The sequence below is a fragment of the Tessaracoccus massiliensis genome (assembly GCF_000826065.2).
Taxonomy (GTDB): domain Bacteria; phylum Actinomycetota; class Actinomycetes; order Propionibacteriales; family Propionibacteriaceae; genus Arachnia; species Arachnia massiliensis_A.
Window position 1 is genome coordinate 395,745 of the sequence record NZ_LN623541.1, and the last position, 22,604, is coordinate 418,348.

The 22,604-nt window shown below is 68.0% G+C and carries 16 protein-coding genes; 3 read left to right on the forward strand and 13 right to left on the reverse strand.

Going from position 1 to position 22,604, the window contains the following annotated elements:
• Nucleotides 1-158: 158 nt before the first annotated feature.
• The 3 genes from BN1186_RS06190 to BN1186_RS06200 form a co-directional block, all read right to left on the reverse strand.
• The gene (locus BN1186_RS06190) at nucleotides 159-3,554 is read right to left on the reverse strand and encodes a pyruvate carboxylase (protein ID WP_040283244.1); all 3,396 of its coding nucleotides are present in this window, start codon (nucleotides 3,552-3,554) and stop codon (nucleotides 159-161) included.
• Between the two features lie 57 nt (nucleotides 3,555-3,611).
• Complete coding sequence (locus tag BN1186_RS06195) at nucleotides 3,612-5,486, reverse strand: PEP/pyruvate-binding domain-containing protein (protein WP_052459864.1); 1,875 nt, start codon at nucleotides 5,484-5,486, stop codon at nucleotides 3,612-3,614.
• 66 nt (nucleotides 5,487-5,552) lie between these two features.
• Nucleotides 5,553-7,097 carry an NCS2 family permease gene (locus BN1186_RS06200; protein WP_246043253.1) on the reverse strand — a complete coding sequence of 515 codons (1,545 nt, stop codon included), beginning with the start codon at nucleotides 7,095-7,097 and terminating at the stop codon, nucleotides 5,553-5,555.
• A 129-nt stretch (nucleotides 7,098-7,226) separates the two neighbouring features.
• On the opposite strand from BN1186_RS06200, the gene BN1186_RS06205 reads away from it, so the two are divergent.
• Entirely contained in the window at nucleotides 7,227-7,751 is a 525-nt protein-coding gene (locus BN1186_RS06205) for a lipoprotein LpqH (protein ID WP_040283245.1), read from the forward strand.
• A 16-nt stretch (nucleotides 7,752-7,767) separates the two neighbouring features.
• Here BN1186_RS06205 and BN1186_RS06210 read toward each other — a convergent pair whose 3' ends face one another.
• The 7 genes from BN1186_RS06210 to nagB all read right to left on the reverse strand — a co-directional run bounded on the left by BN1186_RS06210 (nucleotide 7,768) and on the right by nagB (nucleotide 13,183).
• Entirely contained in the window at nucleotides 7,768-8,634 is an 867-nt protein-coding gene (locus BN1186_RS06210) for an amino acid ABC transporter permease (protein ID WP_040283246.1), read from the reverse strand.
• Nucleotides 8,631-9,308, reverse strand: a complete 678-nt coding sequence (locus BN1186_RS06215) for an amino acid ABC transporter permease (RefSeq protein ID WP_040283247.1) — start codon at nucleotides 9,306-9,308, stop codon at nucleotides 8,631-8,633. Before BN1186_RS06215 ends, BN1186_RS06210 begins: the two co-directional genes overlap by 4 nt.
• Nucleotides 9,309-9,358: 50 nt before the next feature.
• Nucleotides 9,359-10,195: a glutamate ABC transporter substrate-binding protein gene (locus tag BN1186_RS06220; RefSeq protein ID WP_040283248.1), complete on the reverse strand. Its 837-nt coding sequence runs from the start codon at nucleotides 10,193-10,195 to the stop codon at nucleotides 9,359-9,361.
• Between the two features lie 47 nt (nucleotides 10,196-10,242).
• Nucleotides 10,243-11,019, reverse strand: coding sequence for an amino acid ABC transporter ATP-binding protein (locus tag BN1186_RS06225; protein WP_052459865.1), 777 nt, complete (start codon nucleotides 11,017-11,019; stop codon nucleotides 10,243-10,245).
• Between the two features lie 132 nt (nucleotides 11,020-11,151).
• A complete protein-coding gene (locus BN1186_RS06230; RefSeq protein ID WP_040283249.1) occupies nucleotides 11,152-11,925 on the reverse strand; it encodes a DUF3027 domain-containing protein in 774 nt (257 codons plus the stop codon).
• Nucleotides 11,926-12,309, reverse strand: a complete 384-nt coding sequence (locus BN1186_RS06235) for a cold-shock protein (protein ID WP_040283250.1) — start codon at nucleotides 12,307-12,309, stop codon at nucleotides 11,926-11,928.
• Nucleotides 12,310-12,397: 88 nt separating this feature from the next.
• Entirely contained in the window at nucleotides 12,398-13,183 is a 786-nt protein-coding gene (gene nagB / locus BN1186_RS06240; RefSeq protein WP_040283251.1) for a glucosamine-6-phosphate deaminase, read from the reverse strand.
• A gap of 184 nt (nucleotides 13,184-13,367) precedes the next feature.
• Between nagB and BN1186_RS06245 the strand changes: the two genes are divergently transcribed.
• On the forward strand, nucleotides 13,368-13,889 hold the full coding sequence (locus BN1186_RS06245; RefSeq protein ID WP_139650896.1) for a hypothetical protein: 522 nt from the start codon (nucleotides 13,368-13,370) through the stop codon (nucleotides 13,887-13,889).
• A gap of 88 nt (nucleotides 13,890-13,977) precedes the next feature.
• Here BN1186_RS06245 and BN1186_RS06250 read toward each other — a convergent pair whose 3' ends face one another.
• Nucleotides 13,978-14,487, reverse strand: a complete 510-nt coding sequence (locus BN1186_RS06250; RefSeq protein ID WP_040283253.1) for an NUDIX hydrolase — start codon at nucleotides 14,485-14,487, stop codon at nucleotides 13,978-13,980.
• Complete coding sequence (locus BN1186_RS06255) at nucleotides 14,468-15,175, reverse strand: copper homeostasis protein CutC (RefSeq protein WP_040283255.1); 708 nt, start codon at nucleotides 15,173-15,175, stop codon at nucleotides 14,468-14,470. The genes BN1186_RS06250 and BN1186_RS06255 overlap by 20 nt, the downstream gene beginning before the upstream one ends.
• Before the next feature lie 48 nt (nucleotides 15,176-15,223).
• Between BN1186_RS06255 and BN1186_RS06260 the strand changes: the two genes are divergently transcribed.
• Nucleotides 15,224-15,754, forward strand: coding sequence for a GNAT family N-acetyltransferase (locus BN1186_RS06260; protein ID WP_040283257.1), 531 nt, complete (start codon nucleotides 15,224-15,226; stop codon nucleotides 15,752-15,754).
• 430 nt (nucleotides 15,755-16,184) lie between these two features.
• Here BN1186_RS06260 and pulA read toward each other — a convergent pair whose 3' ends face one another.
• Nucleotides 16,185-22,514 carry a pullulanase-type alpha-1,6-glucosidase gene (gene pulA, locus BN1186_RS06265; protein WP_082031135.1) on the reverse strand — a complete coding sequence of 2,110 codons (6,330 nt, stop codon included), beginning with the start codon at nucleotides 22,512-22,514 and terminating at the stop codon, nucleotides 16,185-16,187.
• Between the last annotated feature and the right edge of the window lie 90 nt (nucleotides 22,515-22,604).

Below are 22,604 nucleotides of genomic sequence, written 5' to 3' on the forward strand. Positions count from 1 at the left end.
CGCAAGGATAACCGTCTTCTGCATGGGCGGCTCCAGGCCCCCATCGGAGACAGCGACAACCACCTGTGGCACAAGTGTCAGACACGCTTCAAAGGTTTCGACACTGCTTGCTGCGCTCGCAGGCTCAACCAGCGAGGAGCGATCGGCTCAACCAGCGACTACTCGAGGATGAGGACGAGATCCCCGCCTTCGAGCTGCGTCGGGCCAGGTAGGACGACGCGCTTGACGGTGCCGGAGACAGGTGCGTTGATGGAGGCCTCCATCTTCATCGCCTCGATCGTGGCCACCTGGTCTCCGGCCTCGACGGTGTCGCCCTCAGAGACCGACGGCGTCACCACGCCGCTGAACGGCGCGGCGACGTGGCCCTTGTTGCCCGGATCCGCCTTCTTTGCCGCCGCGACCTCTGACTTGATCGACAGGTCCCGCACCCGTACGGGGCGGATCTGGCCGTTGAGCAGCGTCATGACGGTGCGCTTGCCGCGCTTGTCCGCGTCCGTGATCGCCTCGAGGCCGACGAGCAGGGTCACGCCCTTCTCCAGCGTGATGGCGTACTCGTTGCCGCGCTCCATGCCGTAGAGGTACGGCAGCGTGGGCAGGACGGAGATGTCGCCGAAGTCCTCGCGGGCCTGCAGGAAGTCCTTGGTGGGGCCGGGGAACAGCAGGCGGTTGAGGGTCTCCTGACGCTCTCGCCCCTCGTTCTCCAGCAGCGCAAGGTCCTCGTCGGAGACCTCCGTGATCCGCACGGGCGACTTGCGTCCGCCCAGCGCCTTGGAGCGGAACGGCTCCGGCCAGCCGCCGGCGGGCTCACCGAGCTCGCCGCCCAGGAAGCCGATCACCGAGTCCGGGATGTCGAACTTCTGCGGGTCCGCCTCGAACTCGGCGGGGTCTGCACCGACGGCGACCAGGTGCAGGGCGAGGTCGCCCACCACCTTCGACGACGGGGTGACCTTGGTGGGCCGGCCGAGGATCTTGTCGGCGGCCTCGTACGTGTCCTCGATCTGCTCGAACTTCTCGCCGAGGCCCAGCGCGATGGCCTGCTGCCGCAGGTTCGACAGCTGCCCGCCGGGGATCTCGTGCGAGTAGACGCGGCCCGTCGGTGCCGGCAGCCCGGACTCGAACGGGGCGTAGAGGTTGCGCACGGCCTCCCAGTAGGGCTCGAGGTCGAGCACGGCCTGCGGGTCGAGCTCTGTCTGGCGCTCGGTCTGGTCGAGGGCCATCAGCAGCGCCGACATGGGCGGCTGCGACGTCGTGGAGCTGAGCGCGGAGTTGGCCACGTCGACGGCGTCGACGCCGGCGTCGATGGCGGCCATCAGGGTGGCGAGCTGGCCGCCGGTGGTGTCGTGCGTGTGGAGGTGCACCGGCTGGTCGAAACGCTCACGCAGCGCGGTGACCAGGCGACGGGCCGCCTCCGGGCGCAGCAGACCGGCCATGTCCTTGATGGCCAGGATGTGCGCGCCCGCGTCGACGATCTTCTCCGCGAGGCGGAGGTAGTAGTCGAGCGTGTAGATCTTCTCGCCCGGGTCGAGGAGGTTCGAGGTGTAGCACAGCGCCACCTCCGCCACGGAACTGATGGTGCGCACCGCGTCGATGGCCGGGCGCATCTGCTCGACGTCGTTGAGGGCGTCGAAGATGCGGAAGATGTCGATGCCGGTGGCGGCGGCCTCGGCGACGAACGCCTCGGTCACCTCCGTGGGGTACGGGGTGTAACCGACGGTGTTGCGGCCGCGCAGCAGCATCTGCAGGTTCTGGTTGGGCATGGCCTCGCGCAGCGTGGCGAGACGCTCCCAGGGATCTTCGCCGAGGAACCGCAGCGCCACGTCGTAGGTGGCGCCGCCCCAGCACTCGACGGAGAACATCTGCGGCAGCAGGCGCGCCTGCGTGGGCGCGATCGCCAGGAGGTCCTTGGTGCGCACGCGGGTGGCCAGCAGCGACTGGTGCGCGTCGCGGTAGGTGGTGTCGGTGACCCGCACCGGCACCGCGTCGCGCAGTTCCTTGGCGAAACCCTCGGGGCCCAACTCGAGCAGTCGTTGGCGGGAGCCGTCGGGGCAGGGCTCGTGCAGGTCCACCTCGGGCAGCTTGTGTGCCGGGTCCAGTGTGGTGGGCGCGTCGCCGTGCGGCTTGTTGACGGTGACCTCGGCGACGTGGCGCAGCAGCTTGGTGGCGCGGTCCGCCGGGGTGCGGGCGTTGAGCAGGTAGGGCCGCTCGTCGATGAAGTTGGTGGTCACGGCCCCGGCCAGGAAGTCGGCGTCTTCCAGCACCGCCCGCAGGAACGGGATGTTGGTGGCCACGCCGCGGACGCGGAACTCGGCCAGCGCTCGCTGGGCACGGGCGATGGCCATGGCCAGGTCGCGGCCGCGGGCGGTGAGCTTGACCAGGAGGGAATCGAAGTGGGGGCTGATCTCCACGCCGGTGCCGGTGGTGCCGCCGTCGAGGCGGATGCCTGCACCCGAGGCCGAGCGGTAGGCGGTGATCACGCCGGTGTCCGGCCGGAACGAGTTGAGCGGGTCCTCGGTGGTGATCCGGCACTGCAGCGCGGCGCCGCGGATCTCCAGCTCGTCCTGGCGGATGCCGATCTGCTCCAGCGTCTCGCCGTTGGCGATGCGCATCTGCGCCTGCACCAGGTCGACATCGGTAATCTCCTCGGTGACGGTGTGCTCCACCTGGATGCGGGGGTTCATCTCGATGAACACGTGCTCGCCGGCGCGGGGGCCTTCGGTCTCGACGAGGAACTCGACGGTGCCTGCGCAGAAGTAGTTGATCGACCTGGCGAACTTCACCGCGTCGTCGCACAACGCCTGACGAAGCTCGTCGGAGATGTGCGGCGCGGGCGCGATCTCGACCACCTTCTGGTGGCGGCGCTGGATGGAGCAGTCGCGCTCGAAGAGGTGGACGATGTTGCCCTCGCCGTCGGCCAGGATCTGCACCTCGATGTGGCGGGGCGCGGCGACGGCCTGCTCGATGTAGACGGTGGGGTCACCGAAGGCGGCCTCCGCCTCTCGCATGGCGGAGCCCAGCTCGTCGCGGATCCTGGCCGGGTCGTCGACGCGGCGCATGCCGCGGCCGCCGCCGCCGGCGACCGCCTTGACGAAGACGGGGAAGCCGATCTCCTCGGCCGCCTTGTGCAGGGCGTCGATGTCGGTCGACGGCGGGCAGGAGTTGAGCACCGGCACGCCGGCGTTGCGGGCGGCCTCGATGGCGCGCACCTTGTTGCCGGCCATCGCCAGCACGTCGGACGAGGGGCCGATGAAGCTGATGCCGTTGTCCTCGCAGGCCTTGGCGAACTCGGGCTTCTCGGACATGAAGCCGTAGCCCGGGTAGATAGCGTCCGCGCCGGACTCCTTCGCCGCGCGGATGATCTCCTCGATGCTGAGGTACGCCCGGATGGGGTGGCCCTCCTCGCCGATGAGGTACGACTCGTGCGCCTTGACGCGATGATCGGCGTTGCGGTCCTCGTAGGGGAACACAGCGACCGTCTTGTAACCGAGCTCGTAGGCGGCGCGGAATGCGCGCACTGCGATCTCGCCGCGATTGGCGACCAATACCTTCTGGAACATGGGCGCCAGCCTAACGGTTACCCACCCACCGTAGAAATGCCTTCCAGCCCCGGGGAGCTACCGGCAGATCACCCGCTGGGTCTGGATGTCGGAGTAGATCACCAGATCGGCGGGGAGCACCACGTGCACCACATCGGCGATGGACTGCTGCGCGCCGGGCACCAGGTCGAGGATCCGGTTGGGTTGATCGGTGAGCCACTCGTGGCTGAACACCACGCCCTGGCGGTCGCCGAAGATGGCGGCGTAGAACGTCTCCCCCTCCACGATGTCCTGGAAGAAATGGGAACCGTAGCTCAGATCCGGGCGGAAGTCGCCGTCGGGATAGGTGAACTCGATCAGCGCATCCGCCGCCGCGATCTCCGAGAACGACACCGGCACGCCCAGCGCCGGCGTGGTGGTGCCCCAGCGCCCTGGGCCGATGGCCAGGGTGCCGGTGCCCTTGAGTGCGCGGGTGGCCTCCCCCACCAGCCGTGCGACGGCGTAGCGGTCCTGGTGCCCGAGCCCCAGGTAGCGTTTGGGCCGCACGTAGACCACCGCCCCGATCGGCAGCCGCACGTTGCCACCCATGAAGTTGCCGACGGTGTGGAACAGGCAGCCGTCGTCGGTCACCTCCGGCATGCGCACGGCCTTGCCGAGGCCGCGGGTCTGCAGCGGGCGGCACTGCACCAGGTTGAACCGGTAGTCGCCGTCCGGGCGGATGTTGACGGTGAACTCGATGTCGACCGGATAGTCGTAGGCGGCGCTGAGCCGGGCCAGCGCGTCGCGCATCAGTTCACCGAAATCGGTGGTCTTGAGGAGACCCTGCAGGTCGCAGATCACCTGCGGCCGCGTCGTCGAGCGGCCGAGTTCCCTCAGCCGACGCAGCGCGCCCTCGTCGCGGGAGAGGAACAGCTTCCAGTCCGCACTGATGTCGCCCCCGGGGTCGCCGCGCTCCCCACTGATGAGATCGCCCCGCGGCACCGTGACCAGGTCGTTGTCGGTCAGCGACAACACGTAGACGAAGTGCTGCGAGTACCGCCGCTCCTTGCCGTCCTCCACAGCGGGCCGGCGGGTGGGCTGGTCGAGCGTGACGATCCTGGCGTAATCCTCGTGCGTGCGGTCGACGGCGCGGGTGCCGAGGCCGAACACGACCCGGAGCATCCCGGCATCCATGTCGATGCCGCTCTCCCACACGTACAGGTTCGACGAGTTACCCACGCCGCCGGCGTGCGGGAAGAACAGGTCCCCGTGATGGTCGCCGGAGACGCGCTGCACCAGCACCGCCATCTGCTCGTCGAGGTGGGACAGGCCCCGGTCGCGGCGGTAGGCCCGGGCCTCCTGGCTCATCGCGCTGGCGTAGACGGCGCGCACGGCCTCCTCGAAGCGCTGGTAGCGGTCCTCCGGTGTGCCCTGCCCGGCGCAGAAGATGGAGTCGTACTTCCCGGCGAACGCGTTGCCGAAGTTGTCCTCCAGCAGCGACGAGGAGCGCACGATGATGGGCGACTGCCCGGAGTGCCCGAGCATCCGCATGAACTTCTCGCGCACCGACGGCGGGAACCTGCCGGAGGCCAGCTTGTCGTGCAGCCGGGCACCGGCTTCGAAGTATCCCTCTGGGGTCTTTTGTTCCATCCACAGCCGCCACCAGCCGTTGGCCACCACGTAGCTGTAGAACAGGTCGGAGCCGAGGAAGAACGAGTCGTGGGCCTCGATCCTGGGCGCGAAGCGGTTGCCGGGGTCGCCGGCGAGGATGGCGCGCGCCACCAGCATGCCCACGGACTTGCCGCCGATGAAGCCGGTGCCAATCTCCCGCGACGCGGTGGCGACGACGTCTGGGAGGGTGAGAGTCGTCGAGCGAATCCACCTGCCAGACACGTTGTCGCCCAGCCGCAGATGGTCGACGATGCGGTCCAGCCCGTCGATCCCGGTGCTGGCCCTGCTGAATCCCTCTGCCATTGCCCGAGCCCAGCGAGACGGCAACGGGCCGGGCGGAAGTTCCGCCCGGCCCGTCGTGGACGAGTGTCAGTTGGCGAGGAAGCCGACCAGCGCGCCCTGCACGAAGTAGATGACGAACAGTGCAGCCACCACGTACATCAACGGGTGCACCTTCTTCCCTTCACCCTTGATGACACGGATGAAGACGTGGGCGATCATGCCGGCGCCGATGCCCACCGTGATGGAGTAGGCGAACGGCATCAGGATGATCGTCAGGAACGCGGGGATGCCCACCTCCGGCTTGGTCCAGTCGACGTCGACGACCTGCGAGATCATCAGGAAGCCGACGAACACCAGCACCGGGGCGGCCGCCTCGGACGGCACCATGTTGATCAGCGGGGACAGGAAGATCGCCGCGATGAACGCCAGGCCGGTGACCACCGACGCGAGGCCGGTGCGGGCCCCCTCGCCGACGCCCGCCGTGGACTCGACGTAGCAGGTGTTCGACGAGACCGAGCCCAGGCCGCCTGCGACGGCGCCGAGGGAGTCGACCAGCAGGATCTCGGTGGTGCGGGGCGGCATGCCGGCCTTGTCGAGCAGGTCGCCCTCGGAGCCGACGGCCACGACGGTGCCCATGGTGTCGAAGAAATCGGCCAGCAGCAGCGAGAACACCAGCACGAGCAGGGCCACGAAGTTGGTCACGGAGAACTGGCCGTCGGGGAAGAACGCGCCCACCATGTCGACGCGGCCGATGAGGCCGAGATCCGGCAGTGTGAAGTTCTGCAGCGCCGGCACGTTGAGGGACCAGCCGTAGGGATTCGAGCCGTCGGGGGCCTGAGCGCCGAGGTTGCTGACGGCCTCGATGATGATCGCGACGACGGTGGCCGCGACGATCGAGATGAGCATGGCGCCCTTGACCTTCAGCACGTACAGGCCGATCAGCAGCAGCAGACCGAAGAAGAACACGCCGATGGGCCAGCCCTGCAGCGTGCCGCCCACACCGAGCTCGACGGGGGTGCCGCCGCCGGGGCGCACGACGCCCGCGTTGACGAGGCCGACGAACGCGATGAACAGGCCGATGCCCACGGAGATGGCGGTGCGCAGCGTCTTGGGGATGGCCTTGAACACGGCGGTGCGGAACCCGGTGAGCACCAGGATGAAGATCAGGATGCCTTCCCAGACCACCAGGCCCATGGCCTGCGGCCAGGTCATCTGCGGGGCGAGCACGTAGGCCACCAGCGCGTTGAGGCCCAGGCCCGCGGCGATGCCCATGGGGAACCGGCCGATCAGGCCCATGAGGAGGGTCAGCACGCCGGCCACCAGCGCCGTGGCCGCGGCGACCATGCCGATGGAGGCGCCGACGGCGAGTTCATCGATGACGCCGGCGGCGGCGTCGGTGAACTTCGGCGCGCCGGAGATCAGGTTGCCGTTCTTGTCCGCAGCGGTACCGATGATGATGGGGTTCAGGGCGATGATGTAGGCCATCGCGAAGAACGTGACGAGGCCACCGCGGATTTCCCGACCGACGGTCGAGCGGCGCTGGGTGATCTCGAAGAAGCGGTCGAGGCCGGACGCGGTGCCGCGCGGGGTCTCGGGATGCAGCTTGGCTGCCTTGGGGGAGTTCGTAACCACGGATGTTGATCCTATGGCCCAGGTACGGAACGCGCCTGTTGTGAGCGACGGCATTGCGCAACCCCGGGCGCGGTGTTGGGCACCTTGGGGCTCTGGCATAAGCTGGCCCAAGTTCAGAAAGGGTGTTCCATGAACCGTGTGAAGGCTTCCCTCCTCGCAGGCCCCGCCGCATTGGTGATGCTGCTTGCCGGCTGCACCGGTGCCGAAGGCGGCGCCCCTGAGCCCGTCGGTCAGGGCACCGGCGAGGCAAACTCCAACGTTCCGGCGGGCGAACCCGTCCCCACCGAGATCACGACGCAGGCGCCGGAGGGCGGCGCCGCCGTGCGCCTGGGAGACACCGAGGAGGCCATCACGAAGGTGGGCTGCACGGATGTCAACGAGAACTGGTCGATGAGCGGCAGCAACGAGGGCGGCGCCAAGGTCGCCGTCACCACCACCGCCGACAAGCAGACGGTGGTCAGCGCCAGCGTCGTCTTCGACGACGGCAAGCTGGTTGACATGGACACCACCCGGGAACTGGGCAGCGCCACCATCACGTGGGACGGCGAGTGGTTCACCGTGGCCGGCACCGGCCCCTACTTCGACCTGATGGACCCCGAGGTGGACGGTTCAGACCCGATCAACTTCGTGGTGCGCGCCAGCTGCCCCGCCTGATCAGTAGCCTCACGAATCAATCGACGGTGGCGCCCACCGGCGGGGCCTTGGCGGCCCGACTGGGGGCCAGTCCCCTGCGTTGCAGCCTCCGCTCCAGCCATTCGGCGAACTTCGTGATGAACCAGTTGATCACGATGAACGCCACCGCGCCGGCGATGAAGGCCACCGTCATGTTGCCGAAGCGGCTGCCCATCTGACGCACGGAGTTGAGCAACTCCGGGTAGAGGATGATGTAGCCCAGCGCGGTGTCCTTGAGGATGACCACCACCTGGCTGACCAGCGTCGGCATCATCGCGGTGAGGGCCTGGGGCACCAGGATCATCCTGCGCACCTGGCTCGAGTTGAGCCCGATGGAGAGCCCGGCCTCGCGCTGCCCGGCCGGTAGCGAGGCGACCCCGTTGCGGATGACCTCGGCGATCACGGCGCCGTTGTAGCAGATCAGCCCCACCACCACGCCGATGAAGGGCGCCGTGCCGCCGCGCAACCGCAGCGTGTAGGTGAGGAGGAAGAACACGAAAAGCATCATGATCAGCACCGGCACGGCGCGGAAGAACTCGACGACCACTGCGCAGAGGATGCGCAGGATGCGGAGATCCGACATGCGCCCCATCGCCAGCAGCAGGCCCAGTACGAAGGAGGCGACGATCGCCACCAGCGCCGCGGTGAGCGTGGCCCGGATGCCGGGGATGAAGTACTGCGCCCAGGCCGCAGGGGTGAGGACGGGCGCCCACTTGTCAGGAGTGATCTGGCCCTTGTCCCACAGGATCCACAGCACGACGGCGGCCACACCGAACACGAACAGGGCACCCAGTACGGAGTAGAGGAGGTGGCGGTGACGGGTGCGGGGGCCCGGCGCGTCGAAGAGGATCGCCTGTGCGCTCATCGCTTCACCGCCAACCGCTGAGACAGCCAGCCGGTGAGCATCCCCATGGGCAGCGTGAGCACGATGAAGGTGAGCGCCACCAGGCCGAAGACGGTGAACAGCACGTCGGAGCGGAACTCGATCATGCGGCGCATGGCGTGTGAGACCTGCGCCACCCCGATCGCCGTCACGACGGTGGTGTTCTTCGTCAGCGCGATCAGCACGTTGCCCAGCGGGGTGATGGCGCCGCGGAAGGCCTGCGGCAGGATGATGTGGCGTAGGTTCTGCCCGAAGGTCAATCCGATGGAGCGGGCCGCCTCCGCCTGCCCTACGGGGATGGTGTTGACGCCGCTGCGGATCGCCTCACAGACGAAGGCCGCGTGGTAGGCCACCAGCGCGAGGATCGCCAGCCGGAAGTTGGTGTCGTCCAGGTAGGTGCCGGTGCGGGCGGCCACCTCCAGCCCCAGTTGGTTCCAGACCACCAGGTTCGCGGCCACCACGATCACGGTCAACGGGGTGTTGCGGAAGACCGTCACATAGGTCGAGCCAGCCCACTGCAGCACCCGCACGGGTGACAGCCGCAGCACCGCGACGAAGGTGCCGAGCACGAGGGACCCCAGCGCAGCCCACGCTGTGAGCTTCACCGTCATCCATACGGCGGCGAAGAAATCGAATCTGTCGATCAGTTCGAGCAAGGGGTCTCCTCGTGCCTCGGCGGCTTCCCGTCAGCTGTGCGTCAGACGGATCAGGCGCAGTGTCCGCCCGGGGTGGGAGGGTTGCTGCCGGGGGCCGGGGTGTAGCCGGCGGGCCCGAAGTTCTTCTCGATGATCTCGTCCATGGTGCCCTCTTCGTACAGCTCGGTGAGGGCCTCGTTGACCTCCTCGCACATGTCCGAGTCCTTCGGGATGCCCACGCCGTAGAGTTCCTCGCTGAATGGGGCGCCCACCACCTTGAACTGGCCGGCCCACTGCTCCTGGGCCGCATAGCCGGCGAGGATGGTGTCATCCGTGGTCAACGCGTCCACGCGCCCACCCGCGAGGGCCTCGACGCACAGCGAGTAGGTGTCGTACTCCTGGAGCTGGACGCCCGGGTACTCCTCCGCAACCCGCTCGGCGGGCGTGGAGCCGGAGACCGAGCAGAGCAGCTTGCCCTCGAGATCCTGCGGGCCGGTGATGGAATCGTCATCGGCTTTGACGAGGAGGTCCTGGCCGGCCACGAGATAGGGCCCGGCGAACTGCACCTTCTCCTTGCGCGTGTCGGTGATGGAGTAGGTGGCGAAGATCATGTCCACCTGGCCGGTCTCCAGCATGGATTCGCGCTGAGGGGTGGGCGATTCGCTCCACTCGATCTGGTCTTCCGTGTAGCCCAGCTTCTCGGCGACGGCCTTGGCCACGTCCACGTCGAAGCCGGACATGGTGCCGCCTTCGTCCAGCCCGAGGCCCGGCTGGTCGTACTTGGTGCCAATGCGGATGGTGTCGCCGTTTCCACCGTCCCCGCCGTCGGTTCCGTCGCCTCCGCAGGCGGTCAGGGTGAGCGCTGCCGCCGCAGCAACCGCGGTGAGTCGAAGCAATGTGGTGTTCATGATGCTGTTCTCCTGTGTTCTCTGGTCTGTCGTGGGGGTGGTGGTGATCAGTTGGTGAGGATCTTGCCCAGGAAGTCCTTGGCCCGGTTAGACTGGGGGTTGGTGAAGAACTCGTCCGGCGTGTTGTCCTCGACGATGGCGCCATCGGACATGAACACGACGCGGTCCGCGGCCTTGCGGGCAAATCCCATCTCGTGTGTGACCACGATCATCGTCATGCCGGATCGTGCGAGCTGGACCATGACGTCGAGCACTTCGTTGATCATCTCGGGGTCCAGCGCCGAGGTGGGCTCATCGAAGAGCATCACGCTGGGCTGCATCGCCAGGGATCTGGCGATCGCGACGCGCTGCTGCTGCCCGCCGGACAGCTGAGCGGGGTACTTGTGGGCCTGCTCCTGCACGCCGACGCGTTCGAGGAGGTCCAGGGCCTGCTTCTTGGCGGCCCCGGGTTTCACCTTGCGCACCTTGATGGGGCCCATGGTGACGTTGTCGAGGATGGTCTTGTGGTGGAACAGGTTGAAGCTCTGGAACACCATGCCGACGTCGGCGCGGAGTTGCGCGAGCGCTCTGCCTTCCTTGGGTTGTTCGACACCTCCGATGGTGATGGAGCCGGATTCGAAGGTCTCCAGTCTGTTGATGGTGCGGCACAGGGTGGACTTGCCTGACCCTGACGGCCCGATCACGACCACCACCTCACCCTCGTGGACGGTGAGGTTGATGTCGCGCAGGACGTGGAGGTCTCCGAAGTGTTTGTTGACGTCCTTGAGCACCACGAGCGGGGCGCCCAGCACCGTCGTCGCTGCCTCAGTCCCAGATTCGGCCATACGTCAAAGTAGCCAATGATGGGGCTACGCGCAGGAGTTCGGCGGTTTGCAACCTGATTGTTACCCGGAGCCTTGAGCGTCGCCGCGCGGGGCGCGACGCTCAGGACAGGCCGCGCTCAAGGGCCGGATGGGTCAGTCGAAGAGGTTCTCGTCGACGCTGATCGTGTCGAACGCGGGAGCGGGCAGTTCCTTGGCCCGTTCCTCGGCGACGACATCCGAGTGGCCTCCACAGCCGTGGTCGAGGTGCACCACCCGGCCGTCGGACGGCGAGTACTCGTTCGTGCAGGCGCCGAACAGCACCCCCAGTGACCCGCGGAGCGGGACGAAGTAGCCGCAGGTGCCGCAGTTGGCGGGCGCCTCACGGGACATCTCGTTGTTGGGGCCGGGCTCGCCGCGCTGCCAGCGCTGGACGGCCTCGTCGCGACCCTCGCGGCTCAGCACCCGCTGGCGGCCCAGGCCCAACTCGGCCACCGTGGTGCGCAACTGCACCCAGTCAGCCGAATCCGCGTCGGCGGGCAGGTCCGTGGCAGCGAAGCCCGGTTCGAGCCGCGGGTCGTTGTCTGGCGTGGCCATGAGCATGCCCGGGGCGATGTCGCCGGCGCCGATGCGCTCCTCCCACGGCACCCAGGCGGGGGCGAGCAGCGCGTCGGGCTGCGGCAGCAGGACCACCTCGTTGACGGTGGCGACCCGGGCACGCGAGGCGCGCACCAGGGTCACTGCCCATCGCCAGTCCGGGTAGCCGGGCAGGCGGCTCTCGAAGAGGTGGGTGGCGATGCGCTCGCCCTCCTCGGCGACCACGCCCAGATGTTCACCGACGGAATCTTCACCGCCCTGCTCGGTCGCGGCCTCGCGGGCGAGGTCGACGGCTTCCGCCACGACGGCGTCCAGCTTGGGGGGCTTTGCCATTTACAGCTCCAGTTCGTCAGCGACACGTCGCAGCAGCGCGGCGACCTTGGAGGCCTGCCTGCCGTCGGGGTGGCGCCTGTGGCGGTAATCGTTGCCGATTCCGTCGAGCATCTTGATCAGATCCTCGACGATGATCGCCAGTTGTTCGGGGTTCTTGCGCTGGGCCTTGGACAGCGACGGCGGGGTCTCCAACACGTGGAGGCTCAGGGCCTGCTCGCCCTTGCGCCCCTCGAAGACGCCGAACTCGACCCGCTGGCCGGACTTCAGGGAAGTCACACCGTTGGGGAGCGCGTTGGAGCGCACGTAGACATCGCCACCGCCGTCTTTGGTGATGAACCCAAAGCCCTTCTCGGCGTCGAAGAATCGCACTTTACCGGTTGGCACGTCACCCTCGCTTACTCGAAATTCCCAGTGACGGCCCAGTCTATCCGCTCGGGCCTGAGAGTGCCCAAGCGGACGACGCGGAGGGCGCTCAGGCCTTGGCTTCGAGCTGCTGCTTCAGTTCGTACTCGGCGCGGAACTGATCGGCGTACTTCAGTTTCGAGGCGGCGGCGTCGTCGACGATCACGATGCAGTTGGGGTGGAACTGCAGGATCGAGGCGGGCATCACCTGCGAGACCGGGCCCTCCACCATGGCGGCGACGGCGTCAGCCTTGTGCTCGCCCGTGACGACCATGACCGCCACGCGCGAATCCATGATGGTGCCGAGGCCCTGCGTCATGCAGTGGGTGGGCACCTCGTCGAGCGAGTTGAAGAAGCGGGCGTTGTCCTCGCGGGTCTGCGCGGTGAGGATCTCGACGCGGGTGCGCGAGGAGAAGGAGGAGAAGGGCTCGTTGAAGCCGATGTGGCCGTTGGAGCCGATACCCAGAATCTGCACGTCGACGCCGCCGGCGGCCTCGATGGCCTCGTCGTACTCGTCAGCGGCGGCCTGCAGGTCATCGGCGAAGCCGTTGGGCACGCGCACGCGGTTGGGATCCATGCCGAGGGGCTCAACGACGGTGCGGTGGATGACGTTGCGGTAGCTCTCTGGGTGCTCGGGATCGATGCCGACGTACTCGTCGAGCGCGAAGCCCAGGGCGTGGGAGAAGTCGAACAGCCCCTCCTTGGAGCGGCGCGCGAGCTCTGCGTACAGGGAGAGCGGCGAGCTGCCGGTGGCCAGGCCGAGGACGGGGGTGACCAGGCCGTCGAGGTTCTCGATGACCTTGTCCGCCGCGATGCGGCCGACCTGCTCGGCGTTGTCGACGATGATGACTTCCATGCTCCCAGAACCTCACTGATCTAGCCGTCAAGGGGCGGCGCTGCTTAGACCAAGACCATATGTGAGCGAGCGTCATTCGCGCACATTCTGTTCACTTTTCCGGTGAAGTGAACAGCAAACGTGCGCACACGCCCCTCACTTGGCGGTGCACGCGGTGGCTCCCACAGCCGATTACGATGGGGGCATGGCGACTTGGAAGGACGGCGCGGCCTACGCGCCCGTGGAGCGGCCCGACGGGTTCGCGACCCCGGTTGCGGACCCGCTTCCGGCCGGCGCCCCCTACCAGCCGGGGACGCCGGGCCCCATGACGCACCCCTCGGGATTCGCTCCCCTCCCACCTCTTCCCCCACCGCAGGGAGCCCCGGTTCTCCCGGGATACCCGTCGCGTGGGCTCGCACCCCGGCCGAAGCCCCCGGCCACGGACGCCCAGCGTGGCATCGCCCGCGTGGCGGGGGCGCTGTGTTTCGTTGGATTCCTCATCACCGGCACGGCTCCGTTCATGCTGGTGGCTTCCGGCGCGCTGGGCCTGGCCACCAAACGGCTGGCAAAGACGGTGGGCTGGGTAGCCCTCAGCGTCGGCGGAGCGGGCCTGCTGCTGCAACTCCTGCTCGAGCGTTGGCAGTACGCGCCGTTCTCGTTCGTCTGGACCATGACGGCGCTGGGCTGTGCGATCGCCTTCATGATCTCCGCCTCCCGCAGCACCTGACATCGCCGGATCGGCCCGTGGGCGGCGACAGTGCGCCGCAGGACACCGGCGCGTTCGACGACCGGTGAAGACCGCGCCGCCGGAGAAGCTAGCGGTTGAAGCGAACGGTTGATTCCTCGACGTCACCCAGGTCGAGCGGGTCGCCGTCGTGGGCGGCCAACAGCGCCAGCTCGGCCGGCCAGACATCGGGCGGCAGGTCGTCGAGCGGGAGCCACCGGGTCTCCAGCCTCCGCCGCGACTCCGCCTCGCTGAGGCCGGCAGCCACCGGCTCGAACCGGTCCGTGACCAGCCGGAAGAACGTCTCGTGCTGGATCAGCACCCGGTCCGAGTAGCCGTGCGTCACGGTGCGGGTGGCCACGGGCTCACCCAGCTCCGCAGGGTCGACGGCGAGCCCGGTCTCCTCGTACAGCTCGCGGGCCGCGGCCTCCCGCGGCGTCTCCCCCTCATCGATGCCGCCACCGGGGGTCTGCCAGAAGCGGGAACCGGGAAGGCCCGGGTCGGTGTCGCCCTGGAGGAGGACGTGCCGCGTCGGGGTCAGGACGATGACGCGGGCCCCGCGGCGCCGCTTGATGCGGCGGTCAGTGGGCGTGGCGGACATGCGCGGCCTCGGTGTCGATGAGGTCGCGCCAACTGGCCACCAGCTCAGAGTCGATGTACGCCTTCCAGGAGCCGCCCGGGCGGGCGGGCGAACCGATGTGGAAGGCACGCACCCCGGCGCGCGTCAACCACGGCACGTGCTCGGCCTGCAGGCCGCCGCCGGCCATGATCAAAGCGGCCACCCCGTCGTCGGCCTTCGCGCGGCGGATCAGGTCGTCGAGGCCCCGCTCCACGCCGCGCACCGAGCCCGCCGTCAGCACGTTGGTGAGCCCCGGGAGCGTACGCACCTCCCGCCACGCCAGATCGGTGTCGAGGCAGTGGTCGATGGCGCGGTGGAACGTCCACGGGAACGAGCCGTCGCCCACCAGTTCGCCCATCACCTCCAGGTCGACCCGGTTGAGGCCGTTGAGGTAGCCGAGCACCACGCCGTCGGCCCCGGCGTCCAGGTAGGCGGCGATCAACCCCTTCAGCCGGGCGACCTCTCCCCCGTCGGTGCCGAACCCGGCGCGCAGCCGCACCATGGGGCGGATCTCGATGGTGGTGGCGCGCCGCACCTTCTCCACGAGGAGAGGCTCCGGGGAGAGCCCGTCGTCGTCCATCGTGCCCACCAGTTCGATGCGGTCTGCACCCCCGGCCTCCGCGCGCTCGGCGTCTGCGGCGTGCAGTGCGATGACCTCTAACAGGAACATGCACCCAGCTTGCCAGATCCTGCGCTGTGTTAGCGGTAACATAGCCTTGTGCCCGTACCCGTGTTGACCACGCCCAAGCCCGAAGACGCCGAAGGCTGGTTCGATTTCCTCGTAGCTCAACAGGCGTCCACCTATGCCGGCATCGTCCCGGCAGATTTCGCGGAGCGCCAGCGCGCCTACCGCGACGACTGGGTGCCGGCGCTCGCGGAGCGTTTCGCCGAGCTCGGCACCTCGCGGGCGCTGATCGCCAAGGTGAAGCAGCAGATCGTGGGCATCGCGTCGATCACCGACGCCCCGGCGAACTGGGAGGAGCACTACGGGTTCGTCCCCTCCCCTGCGGCACGCCAGTTGGACAGGCTGTACGTCGCCAAGGAGTACCAGGGCACCGGGCTGGCTGACGCGCTGTTCGCCAACGTCGACGACGGCCGCCCGATGTACCTGTGGCTGATCGACGCCAATGAGAGGGCCCGGCGGTTCTACAGACGCCGGGGCTTCACGGACCTGGACGAACAGCACTCGGCCAGCGAGAGCTGGGGCCACGTGGGGATGCATCGCATGCTCCGCTCCATGGCGAGGTAGTTGGTCCCTGAGCGTGCCCCGCGCGAAGACCCCGAAGCTGGTCTGTCACCTGATACACCACGGGTGTGCTCTGCCGGGGCTGGGGGAAGAAGGACGCGAGTGTTGTTGCCGGAGAGTCCGGCGCCGGGGGTGCGTGCTGGATGGTGACCGTTGCTGGGCGACAGATACCTGGGTGGAACTCGGTGCCGGAGAAACACGTGCGTACCCCGACCCCGGCCGCTCCTTCGCCTTTCGCCGGGAGATTCGGTCCCTGAGCGTGGCGCGTCCGAGGAACGAGGACCGCGACACGACGAAGGGCCCCCGCAGCTGATCTGTCACCTCCATCACAAGGAACGTCCCCAGCACCTTCATTCAGGTGCTGGGGACGCCTCAGGAGTTTCGACACGGTCGCGGTCCTCGCAAGCTCGGACGCGACCGGCTCAACCAACCGCTATCGCAGTTCGGGGCCTCCGAACATCACGATGTTGTTGAACACCCACTGGTTGCTCTGCGAGAACGCGTACCCACCCTCAGGCTTCGCGGTGGCCTTGTAGACCGTCACGAACGCGTAGGAGCGGCAGCCGTCACGACCAGTGCGAGCAGTGTCACACTCGGTCATCCACTTGCGGGCATCGGTCGACGCAGTCCACTCACCGTCATTCGCCAAGGGATTGGCACCCCAGGCCTCACGCGTCATGAACGGCAGGTAGGTGAGGTTGTTGAACGCCCAGCCATCCTTACGGACGAACTGACCATCCTCGATCACCACGATCGTCGCCCAGATGTCTGTGCGACACCTCTCGGTCTGCGAATACGGCTCACACTCAGTGTGCCAATCCCGGCCATTGAGGTTCCGATGCAGACCAGGCATCGTGTACGGCGCGGTACGCACGTACTTCTTCACCGGCGGCGTCGTCGGGTCCTCCGTGGGATCGACCGTCGGATCAACGGTCGGCTCGACCGTGGGCTCCGGCGTCGGATCCACCACCTCCTCCTGCGGCTGCACGAGCACGACGGCGGAGCGGGCCGGCACCGTGAGGGTGCCGCTAGCGGCATCCCAGGCGGTGGTGGCCAGCACCGGGTCGGCGTCGTCGCCCTCGGTCAGGATGGGCGAGAGTTCCAGCTCAGCCCCGGCCAGTCCGTCGACCTCCTCGACGATCGCCTCAGGCGAGGCATTGATCGCCACCAGCAGGCTGTCAACCTCGGGGTCGACATCCGCGCCGACGGTGTCGTCGATGTGCATCAGGATGAGGCCGGCCGTCTGGTCTGCACCCGCGTTGGGGAAGGTGACCTTCTCCGTGATCGCATCGGCTGAACCCAGCGTCAGCAGCGGGTAGGTGGAACGCAGCTCGAGCAGCTCGAGGGCACGGGCACGCGAGGTGGCGATGTCCTGGGGGGTCGGCGTGTTGGCCGGGTTCTCCAGGTACTGGCGCATCGCGTCCCACTGCTCCGAGTTCTTCTCCGCGGGCGGGAGACCCACGCCGAAGTTGTTGGTCTGCATGGACCAGTCGAGCGTGTTGAAGTGGTCACCGCTGTTGTAGGAGTCGCGGTCCATCGACTTCGAGCGCAGCAGGTCGGTGCCTGCGTGCCAGAACGACGGCGCCTGCCCCAGCGCGACGGTGGCCAACGACACGGTGTTCATCCGCACGCGGGTGTCCATCGTCGAATCCGACGGCAGCTTCCACATGCCCAGGTCGAACAGTGTCTCGTTGTCGTGCGCGTCGACGTAGTTGACCGATTCGTGGGGCTCGGTGGCGTAGCCGGCTCGGGCCCCGTTGTAATCGAGCTCGCTGCCCTTCTGGACGGTGCCCGCCGAGGTCTCGAACGAGTACTCAGCCAGGTTGCCGGCCATGCCGATGCGCACCAGGTCCTGACGGTGGCGCAGGTCACGCAGCTGCTCATCGGCAGAACGCGTGGTCACCCCGTTGGGATCGGTGTAGAGACCGGTGCCGAAGCCCTGCATCTCGGACTTGTTCGAGTCGAACGGACCGCCACCATGGACGGCGTCGCGGAGCCGGTCGTTGAACGCGCCAATGCCGGTGCCGCCCAACTGACCCTGCGTCGCCTGGTGGAAGCGGGCGTTGTCCGCCACCTCACCAAAGTTCCAACCCTCGCCGTAGAGGTACATGTTCGCACCGTCCACGCCGTCGGCCTCGAGCGTCAGCTCGTCGAGCGCGGCGCGCACAGCCTCCATGTTGGCGCGGGAGTGGTGGCCCATGAGGTCGAAGCGGAAACCGTCGACGTGGTAGTCGCGGGCCCAGGTGACCACAGAATCCACCATGAGCTGCTCAGCCATCTCGTGTTCGGTCGCGACGTTCTCACAGCAGGTGGACGTCTCCACGGTGCCCGTGAGGCTGAGGCGGTGGTAGTAGCCCGGCACAACCTTGTCGAGCACGGACTTCTCCGCCTGCCCGGACTGGGCGGTGTGGTTGTAGACCTTGTCCAGCACCACCTGCAGGCCCATGCCGTGCAGGCCGCCCACCATCTCGCGGAACGCAGAGGTGCGCTTGCCGCCCTCCTGGTTCTCGTCCGAGGCGTAGGAGCCCTCGGGCGTGGAGTAGTGGTACGGGTCGTAGCCCCAGTTGAAGGCGTCCTGGTCAGCCACTGCGGTCACGGCCGCCTGCTGCTCCTCGGAGGCCGGGCCCGCGTCGGGGATGACCGGGTGGACCTGCTCGGAGCGGTCCTCCTCGATGGTGGCGATGTCGAAGCTGGGCAGCAGGTGCACGGTGTTCATGCCGGCATCTGCCAGTTCGGTCAGCGCCTCCACGCCGTCGGTGCCTTCGAGGGCGAACGCCTCGTAGGTGCCGCGCAGCTCCTCCGGGACGGTCTCGTCAGACACGGAGAAGTCACGGATATGGAGCTCGTAGATGGTGCGGTCAGCGAACTGCTCGATGACCGGCGCCTCGTTGGCCGTCCAGATCTCGGGCGCCCACGCGGGGTCGTCGAGATCCACCAGCACGGAGTGGGTGGAGTTGCGCGTCAGGCCCACCGAGTACGGGTCGGTCACCACGTTGTGGGTGACCTCATCGAGGGACGGGACGAACACCTCCACGTCGAACCGGTACGCCCGGTTCTTCCAGCTGGCCTCGCCGTCGACGCTCCACAGGCCGCTGTCGTCGCGCGTCATGGCGACTCGCGTGGGCTCGCCCGCGCCAGTGGCGTCGCCGTGCAGCAGCAGGGTGACGTTCTTGGCGGTGGGCGCCCAGAGGGTCAGCGACGGCGTGTCACCGGTGAAGGTCACGCCCAGATCGACGGCACGTGCGGCATCGGCGCACAGGTCGTCGAGCACGCCCGGGACCTGCAGGCCGGTGAACACCTCAGCCAGGCCATCGGCGTTGCGCTGCACGACGGCGAGGTCGCCCGTGAGGGCCGCCTCGACGGCGGCGCGGTCGGCGTCGAGCTTCAGCGCGAGGAAGCCACTGAGATGACCCCGGTTCTCCAACTGGTCTGCGGTCAGGCCGTCGGCATCGAGGGTGAGGTCGCCGACCTTGACGGCGCCGTCGGAGGTGACCACACCGTCGACGAGGGCGAGGCCGCCGTCGGGATCGGTCCACAGCTCCCAGGTGCGGGCGCTGCGGTCGCCGGGTGCCAGATCAGTGGGCCAGGCGATGGTCTCCGCGTCGATCCAGTGGCCCAGCAGCGAACCGGTACCGGCCAGCGGCGGATCCTCGACGGTGATCTCGAGGAGGTGGGTGTCGATGTCGTAGGTGAAGACCACCTGCGTCTGGGCGGCGGTGGTGAAGGTGTAGTTGCCACCACCGGGCGCGCCACCCGCGCCGTAGTTCTCATCCCAGGACATGCCGTGGGCTACCTTGACCTCATAGCTGCCGGCAGGCAGCGAGGTGGTGGACCACGTGTAGGTGCCGTCACCGTTGGGGAACATCAGGGTGGCCAGGCACTCGGGCTGCCAGTCGCCGGAGCATCCGACGGCGGCCTGGTGGCTGCCGGGGAGCGTGACGATGGGGCTCTGCGCGGTGTTGAAGAACAGGTGCGTCACCGGGTTGTAGAAGAAGGTGACGTCCGTGGCCTCGTCCAGCGTGTAGGCGGCGTTGTCGCCGTTGGGCACGCTGCCCACGCCGTAGTTGACGTCCCAGTTGCCGCCGATGGCCACCTTGTACTCGTAGCTGCCCGCGGGCAGGGAGAAGGTGCCGGTGTACAGGCCACTGGTCTCGTCGAGCGTGAGGAGGGCCTCCTCGCAACCGGGGTCCCAGTCACCGGCGCAGCCCATGGCCGCGTTGTGGCTGCCGGGGACGGTGACGGCGGTGGACCAGTCGATCTCGCCCGCCTCCGGAGCGGCGGCGCCGAGGTCGGTGCCCACGACGACGGTGGCGGAGTGCGCGACCTTGGAGCCGTCGGCGTCGGTGCTGACCGCACGGACCTCGACGAGGGTGCCCGCGGCGAGGTCGCCGAAATCGGCGAAGACGCGGGGCTGATCGGTCTCGGCGGTGCCGAGAGCCGTGTAGCTGCTGCTACCGACGGGGCGGTACGCGAACGAGGTCTCCGCCCAGCGGCCGTCTGCGACGTCTGCGGTGATCGGGGTCAGTCCGTTGACCGGGGCCGCGGACGTCACCGTGATCGCCTGGGCGTCGCCGGCATCGGTGACCGTGCCGTCGGCCTTGTACACGACGGCGCTGAGGGCCGGGACGGTCAGGGTGAGCCCGCCGTCGCTCCCCGAGGAGACGGCCTCGGTGGCGCCGTAGAGCGGGGCGTAGCTGGCGTCGTCGGTGAGCGTGGTCAGCGACACCTCCTGCGCGGTGGTGGTGTTGTTCAGGGCGACGAGGTGCTCGATCTTCTCGGTGCGGTCGACGCGGGAGAAGGCGTAGACGCCAGCCCCGGCCTCAGAGTGGAGCTCGATCTGCGCGCCGGATTCGAGGGCGGGCGTGCTGTGCCGCAGCTCCGCCAGCGCGGAGATGTGCTGGTAGAGCGGGTAGGCGGTGTCGAAGTGCGGGCCGGCGCCGTAGGGGGTGCCGTCGATCTGAACGTTGTCGAGGTAGCTGGGCACCTGCGAGACGAACATGTTCTCGCGGGCGTCCTTGTCGTCGCCGTCGCCGACGAAGCCCTGCTCGTCGCCGTAGTAGACCACTGGCTGGCCGCGGGTGAGGAACATCAGCTCGTGGGCGAGCTCGCTGCGCTGCAGCGTGTTGTCCGCCCCGCTGAGGCGGAAGCCGATGCGGCCCATGTCGTGGTTGCCGAGGAAGGTGGGCAGCGAAGCGGCCGAGGAATCGGCGGTGGTGTAGAAATCGTCGGCGGCGAACAGCCCGGACAGGCCGCGGGTGGTGAAGCCCTTGGCAAAGTTCTCCGCGGAGGACTGGTAGGCGAAGTCGAGCACCGAGTTCATGTCGGTGTCGCGGACATAAGGCGACAGGAGGCGCGCATCTGCGTCGTAGACCTCGCCGAACATGAAGAACTCGTCGTCGGCGTGGTTCGAGACAGCCTCGGTGAACTCCTGCCAAAACACGAAGTCGACGTGCTTGACGGTGTCGATGCGGAAGCCGTCGATGCCGAAATCAGCCCAGGCCTTGTAGATCTCCGTCATGCCGTCGACGACTTTCTGGTTCTCGGTCATCAGGTCGTCGAGGTCGCCGAAATCCATGTAGACGGCCGGTTCGCCCTGCGGCCACGACGGGTCGAAGCCGCGGTTGTGGTAGAGCGTCGGGTCGTTGAGCCACAACGGGAACTTGGCCTCTTCCATGCCCGCCGGGATCTCCGGGTCGTACGGGAAGGAGCGCGTGTCCGGGTGCATCAGCGGCATCGCCTGGGCGCCGTCGGCGTAGTCGGACGGGTCGAACTCGTTGCCGTCGACGTCCTTGTACGGGCTGGCCGCCTTGGAGACGTAGGGCGGGTTGGTGCCCTCGAGGCCGGCGTAGTGGATCACGTCGGCGGTGTGGTTGGCGATGATGTCGAAGTAGACCTTGATGCCCTTGGCGTGCGCCTCGGCGATGAACGCCTTCAGCTCGGCGTTGGTTCCTAAGTGCGGGTCGATCTGGGTGAAGTCCGTGATCCAGTAGCCGTGGTAGCCGGCCGACGCGTCCGCGCCGGTGCCCTGCACGGGACGGTTCACGAACGACGGCGTGAGCCAGATGGCGGTGGCGCCGAGCCCGTCGATGTAGTCGAGCCGGTCGCGCAGGCCCTGCACGTCGCCGCCGTTGAAGAAGCCCTTGTCTGTCGCGTCGAAGCCGGTGACGAGGCGGTCGGTGCCGGTGCAGTCGACGGGGAGCACGCCGTCGGCGCCGACGTGGCCGGTGGCGATGCAGGCGTCGTTGGTGGGGTCGCCGTTGTCGAACCGGTCCGTCATCACGAAGTAGAAGGTGTTACCCGAGCCCGGGTCGCGGAACGGGGCGCGCACGAGCGCGTCGTCGGCCTCCGCGTACCCGCCAGGCAGGCCCGCAACGTCGAGGGAGACCTTGTTGGTGCGGTCGTCGAAGGCGAACTCCAGCGTGGCGTCTGCGGCGAGGCTCAGCGGGTAGTTGCCGTCGCCCATGCCGTAGGACTCGTCCCAGGTGCCGTTGATCGCGACCTTGAACTCGTAGCTGCCTGCCGGGACGGTGAACTCTCCGGTCCACACACCGTCGCCGTCGGCATCGGTGAGCGCCGTGGCGTTGCATGTGGCCTGCCAGTCCTCCGTGCAACCGAGTTCGGTCTGGAAGTCACCCACCAGGGTGACGGACTCGGTTGCGGCGGCGGCCGGCGCTGGGGGTGAGATCGCTGTGACCACTCCTGAGGTGGCCAGCAACGCTGTGATGGCGATGCCCGAGAACAATCGGGAGCGTAAACGCGACATCAAGGTGACTCCTTCGTCATGACGATTTTAACGTTCAAGGCTCATATCTTCTCATGCGCCGGGCCGAAGCTCAACCCCCGTACGGACATT

Excerpts from the sequence above, each read along its gene's own strand:
- BN1186_RS06255 (WP_040283255.1), bottom strand. The coding sequence starts at position 15,175 with ATGTTCCTGTTAGAGGTCATCGCACTGCACGCCGCAGACGCCGAGCGC.
- BN1186_RS06210 (WP_040283246.1), bottom strand. The coding sequence starts at position 8,634 with ATGAGCGCACAGGCGATCCTCTTCGACGCGCCGGGCCCCCGCACCCGT.
- pulA (WP_082031135.1), bottom strand. The coding sequence starts at position 22,514 with ATGTCGCGTTTACGCTCCCGATTGTTCTCGGGCATCGCCATCACAGCG.
- BN1186_RS06220 (WP_040283248.1), bottom strand. The coding sequence starts at position 10,195 with ATGAACACCACATTGCTTCGACTCACCGCGGTTGCTGCGGCGGCAGCG.
- BN1186_RS06245 (WP_139650896.1), top strand. The coding sequence starts at position 13,368 with ATGGCGACTTGGAAGGACGGCGCGGCCTACGCGCCCGTGGAGCGGCCC.
- BN1186_RS06225 (WP_052459865.1), bottom strand. The coding sequence starts at position 11,019 with ATGGCCGAATCTGGGACTGAGGCAGCGACGACGGTGCTGGGCGCCCCG.
- BN1186_RS06195 (WP_052459864.1), bottom strand. The coding sequence starts at position 5,486 with ATGGCAGAGGGATTCAGCAGGGCCAGCACCGGGATCGACGGGCTGGAC.
- nagB (WP_040283251.1), bottom strand. The coding sequence starts at position 13,183 with ATGGAAGTCATCATCGTCGACAACGCCGAGCAGGTCGGCCGCATCGCG.
- BN1186_RS06230 (WP_040283249.1), bottom strand. The coding sequence starts at position 11,925 with ATGGCAAAGCCCCCCAAGCTGGACGCCGTCGTGGCGGAAGCCGTCGAC.
- BN1186_RS06250 (WP_040283253.1), bottom strand. The coding sequence starts at position 14,487 with ATGTCCGCCACGCCCACTGACCGCCGCATCAAGCGGCGCCGCGGGGCC.
- BN1186_RS06190 (WP_040283244.1), bottom strand. The coding sequence starts at position 3,554 with ATGTTCCAGAAGGTATTGGTCGCCAATCGCGGCGAGATCGCAGTGCGC.
- BN1186_RS06205 (WP_040283245.1), top strand. The coding sequence starts at position 7,227 with ATGAACCGTGTGAAGGCTTCCCTCCTCGCAGGCCCCGCCGCATTGGTG.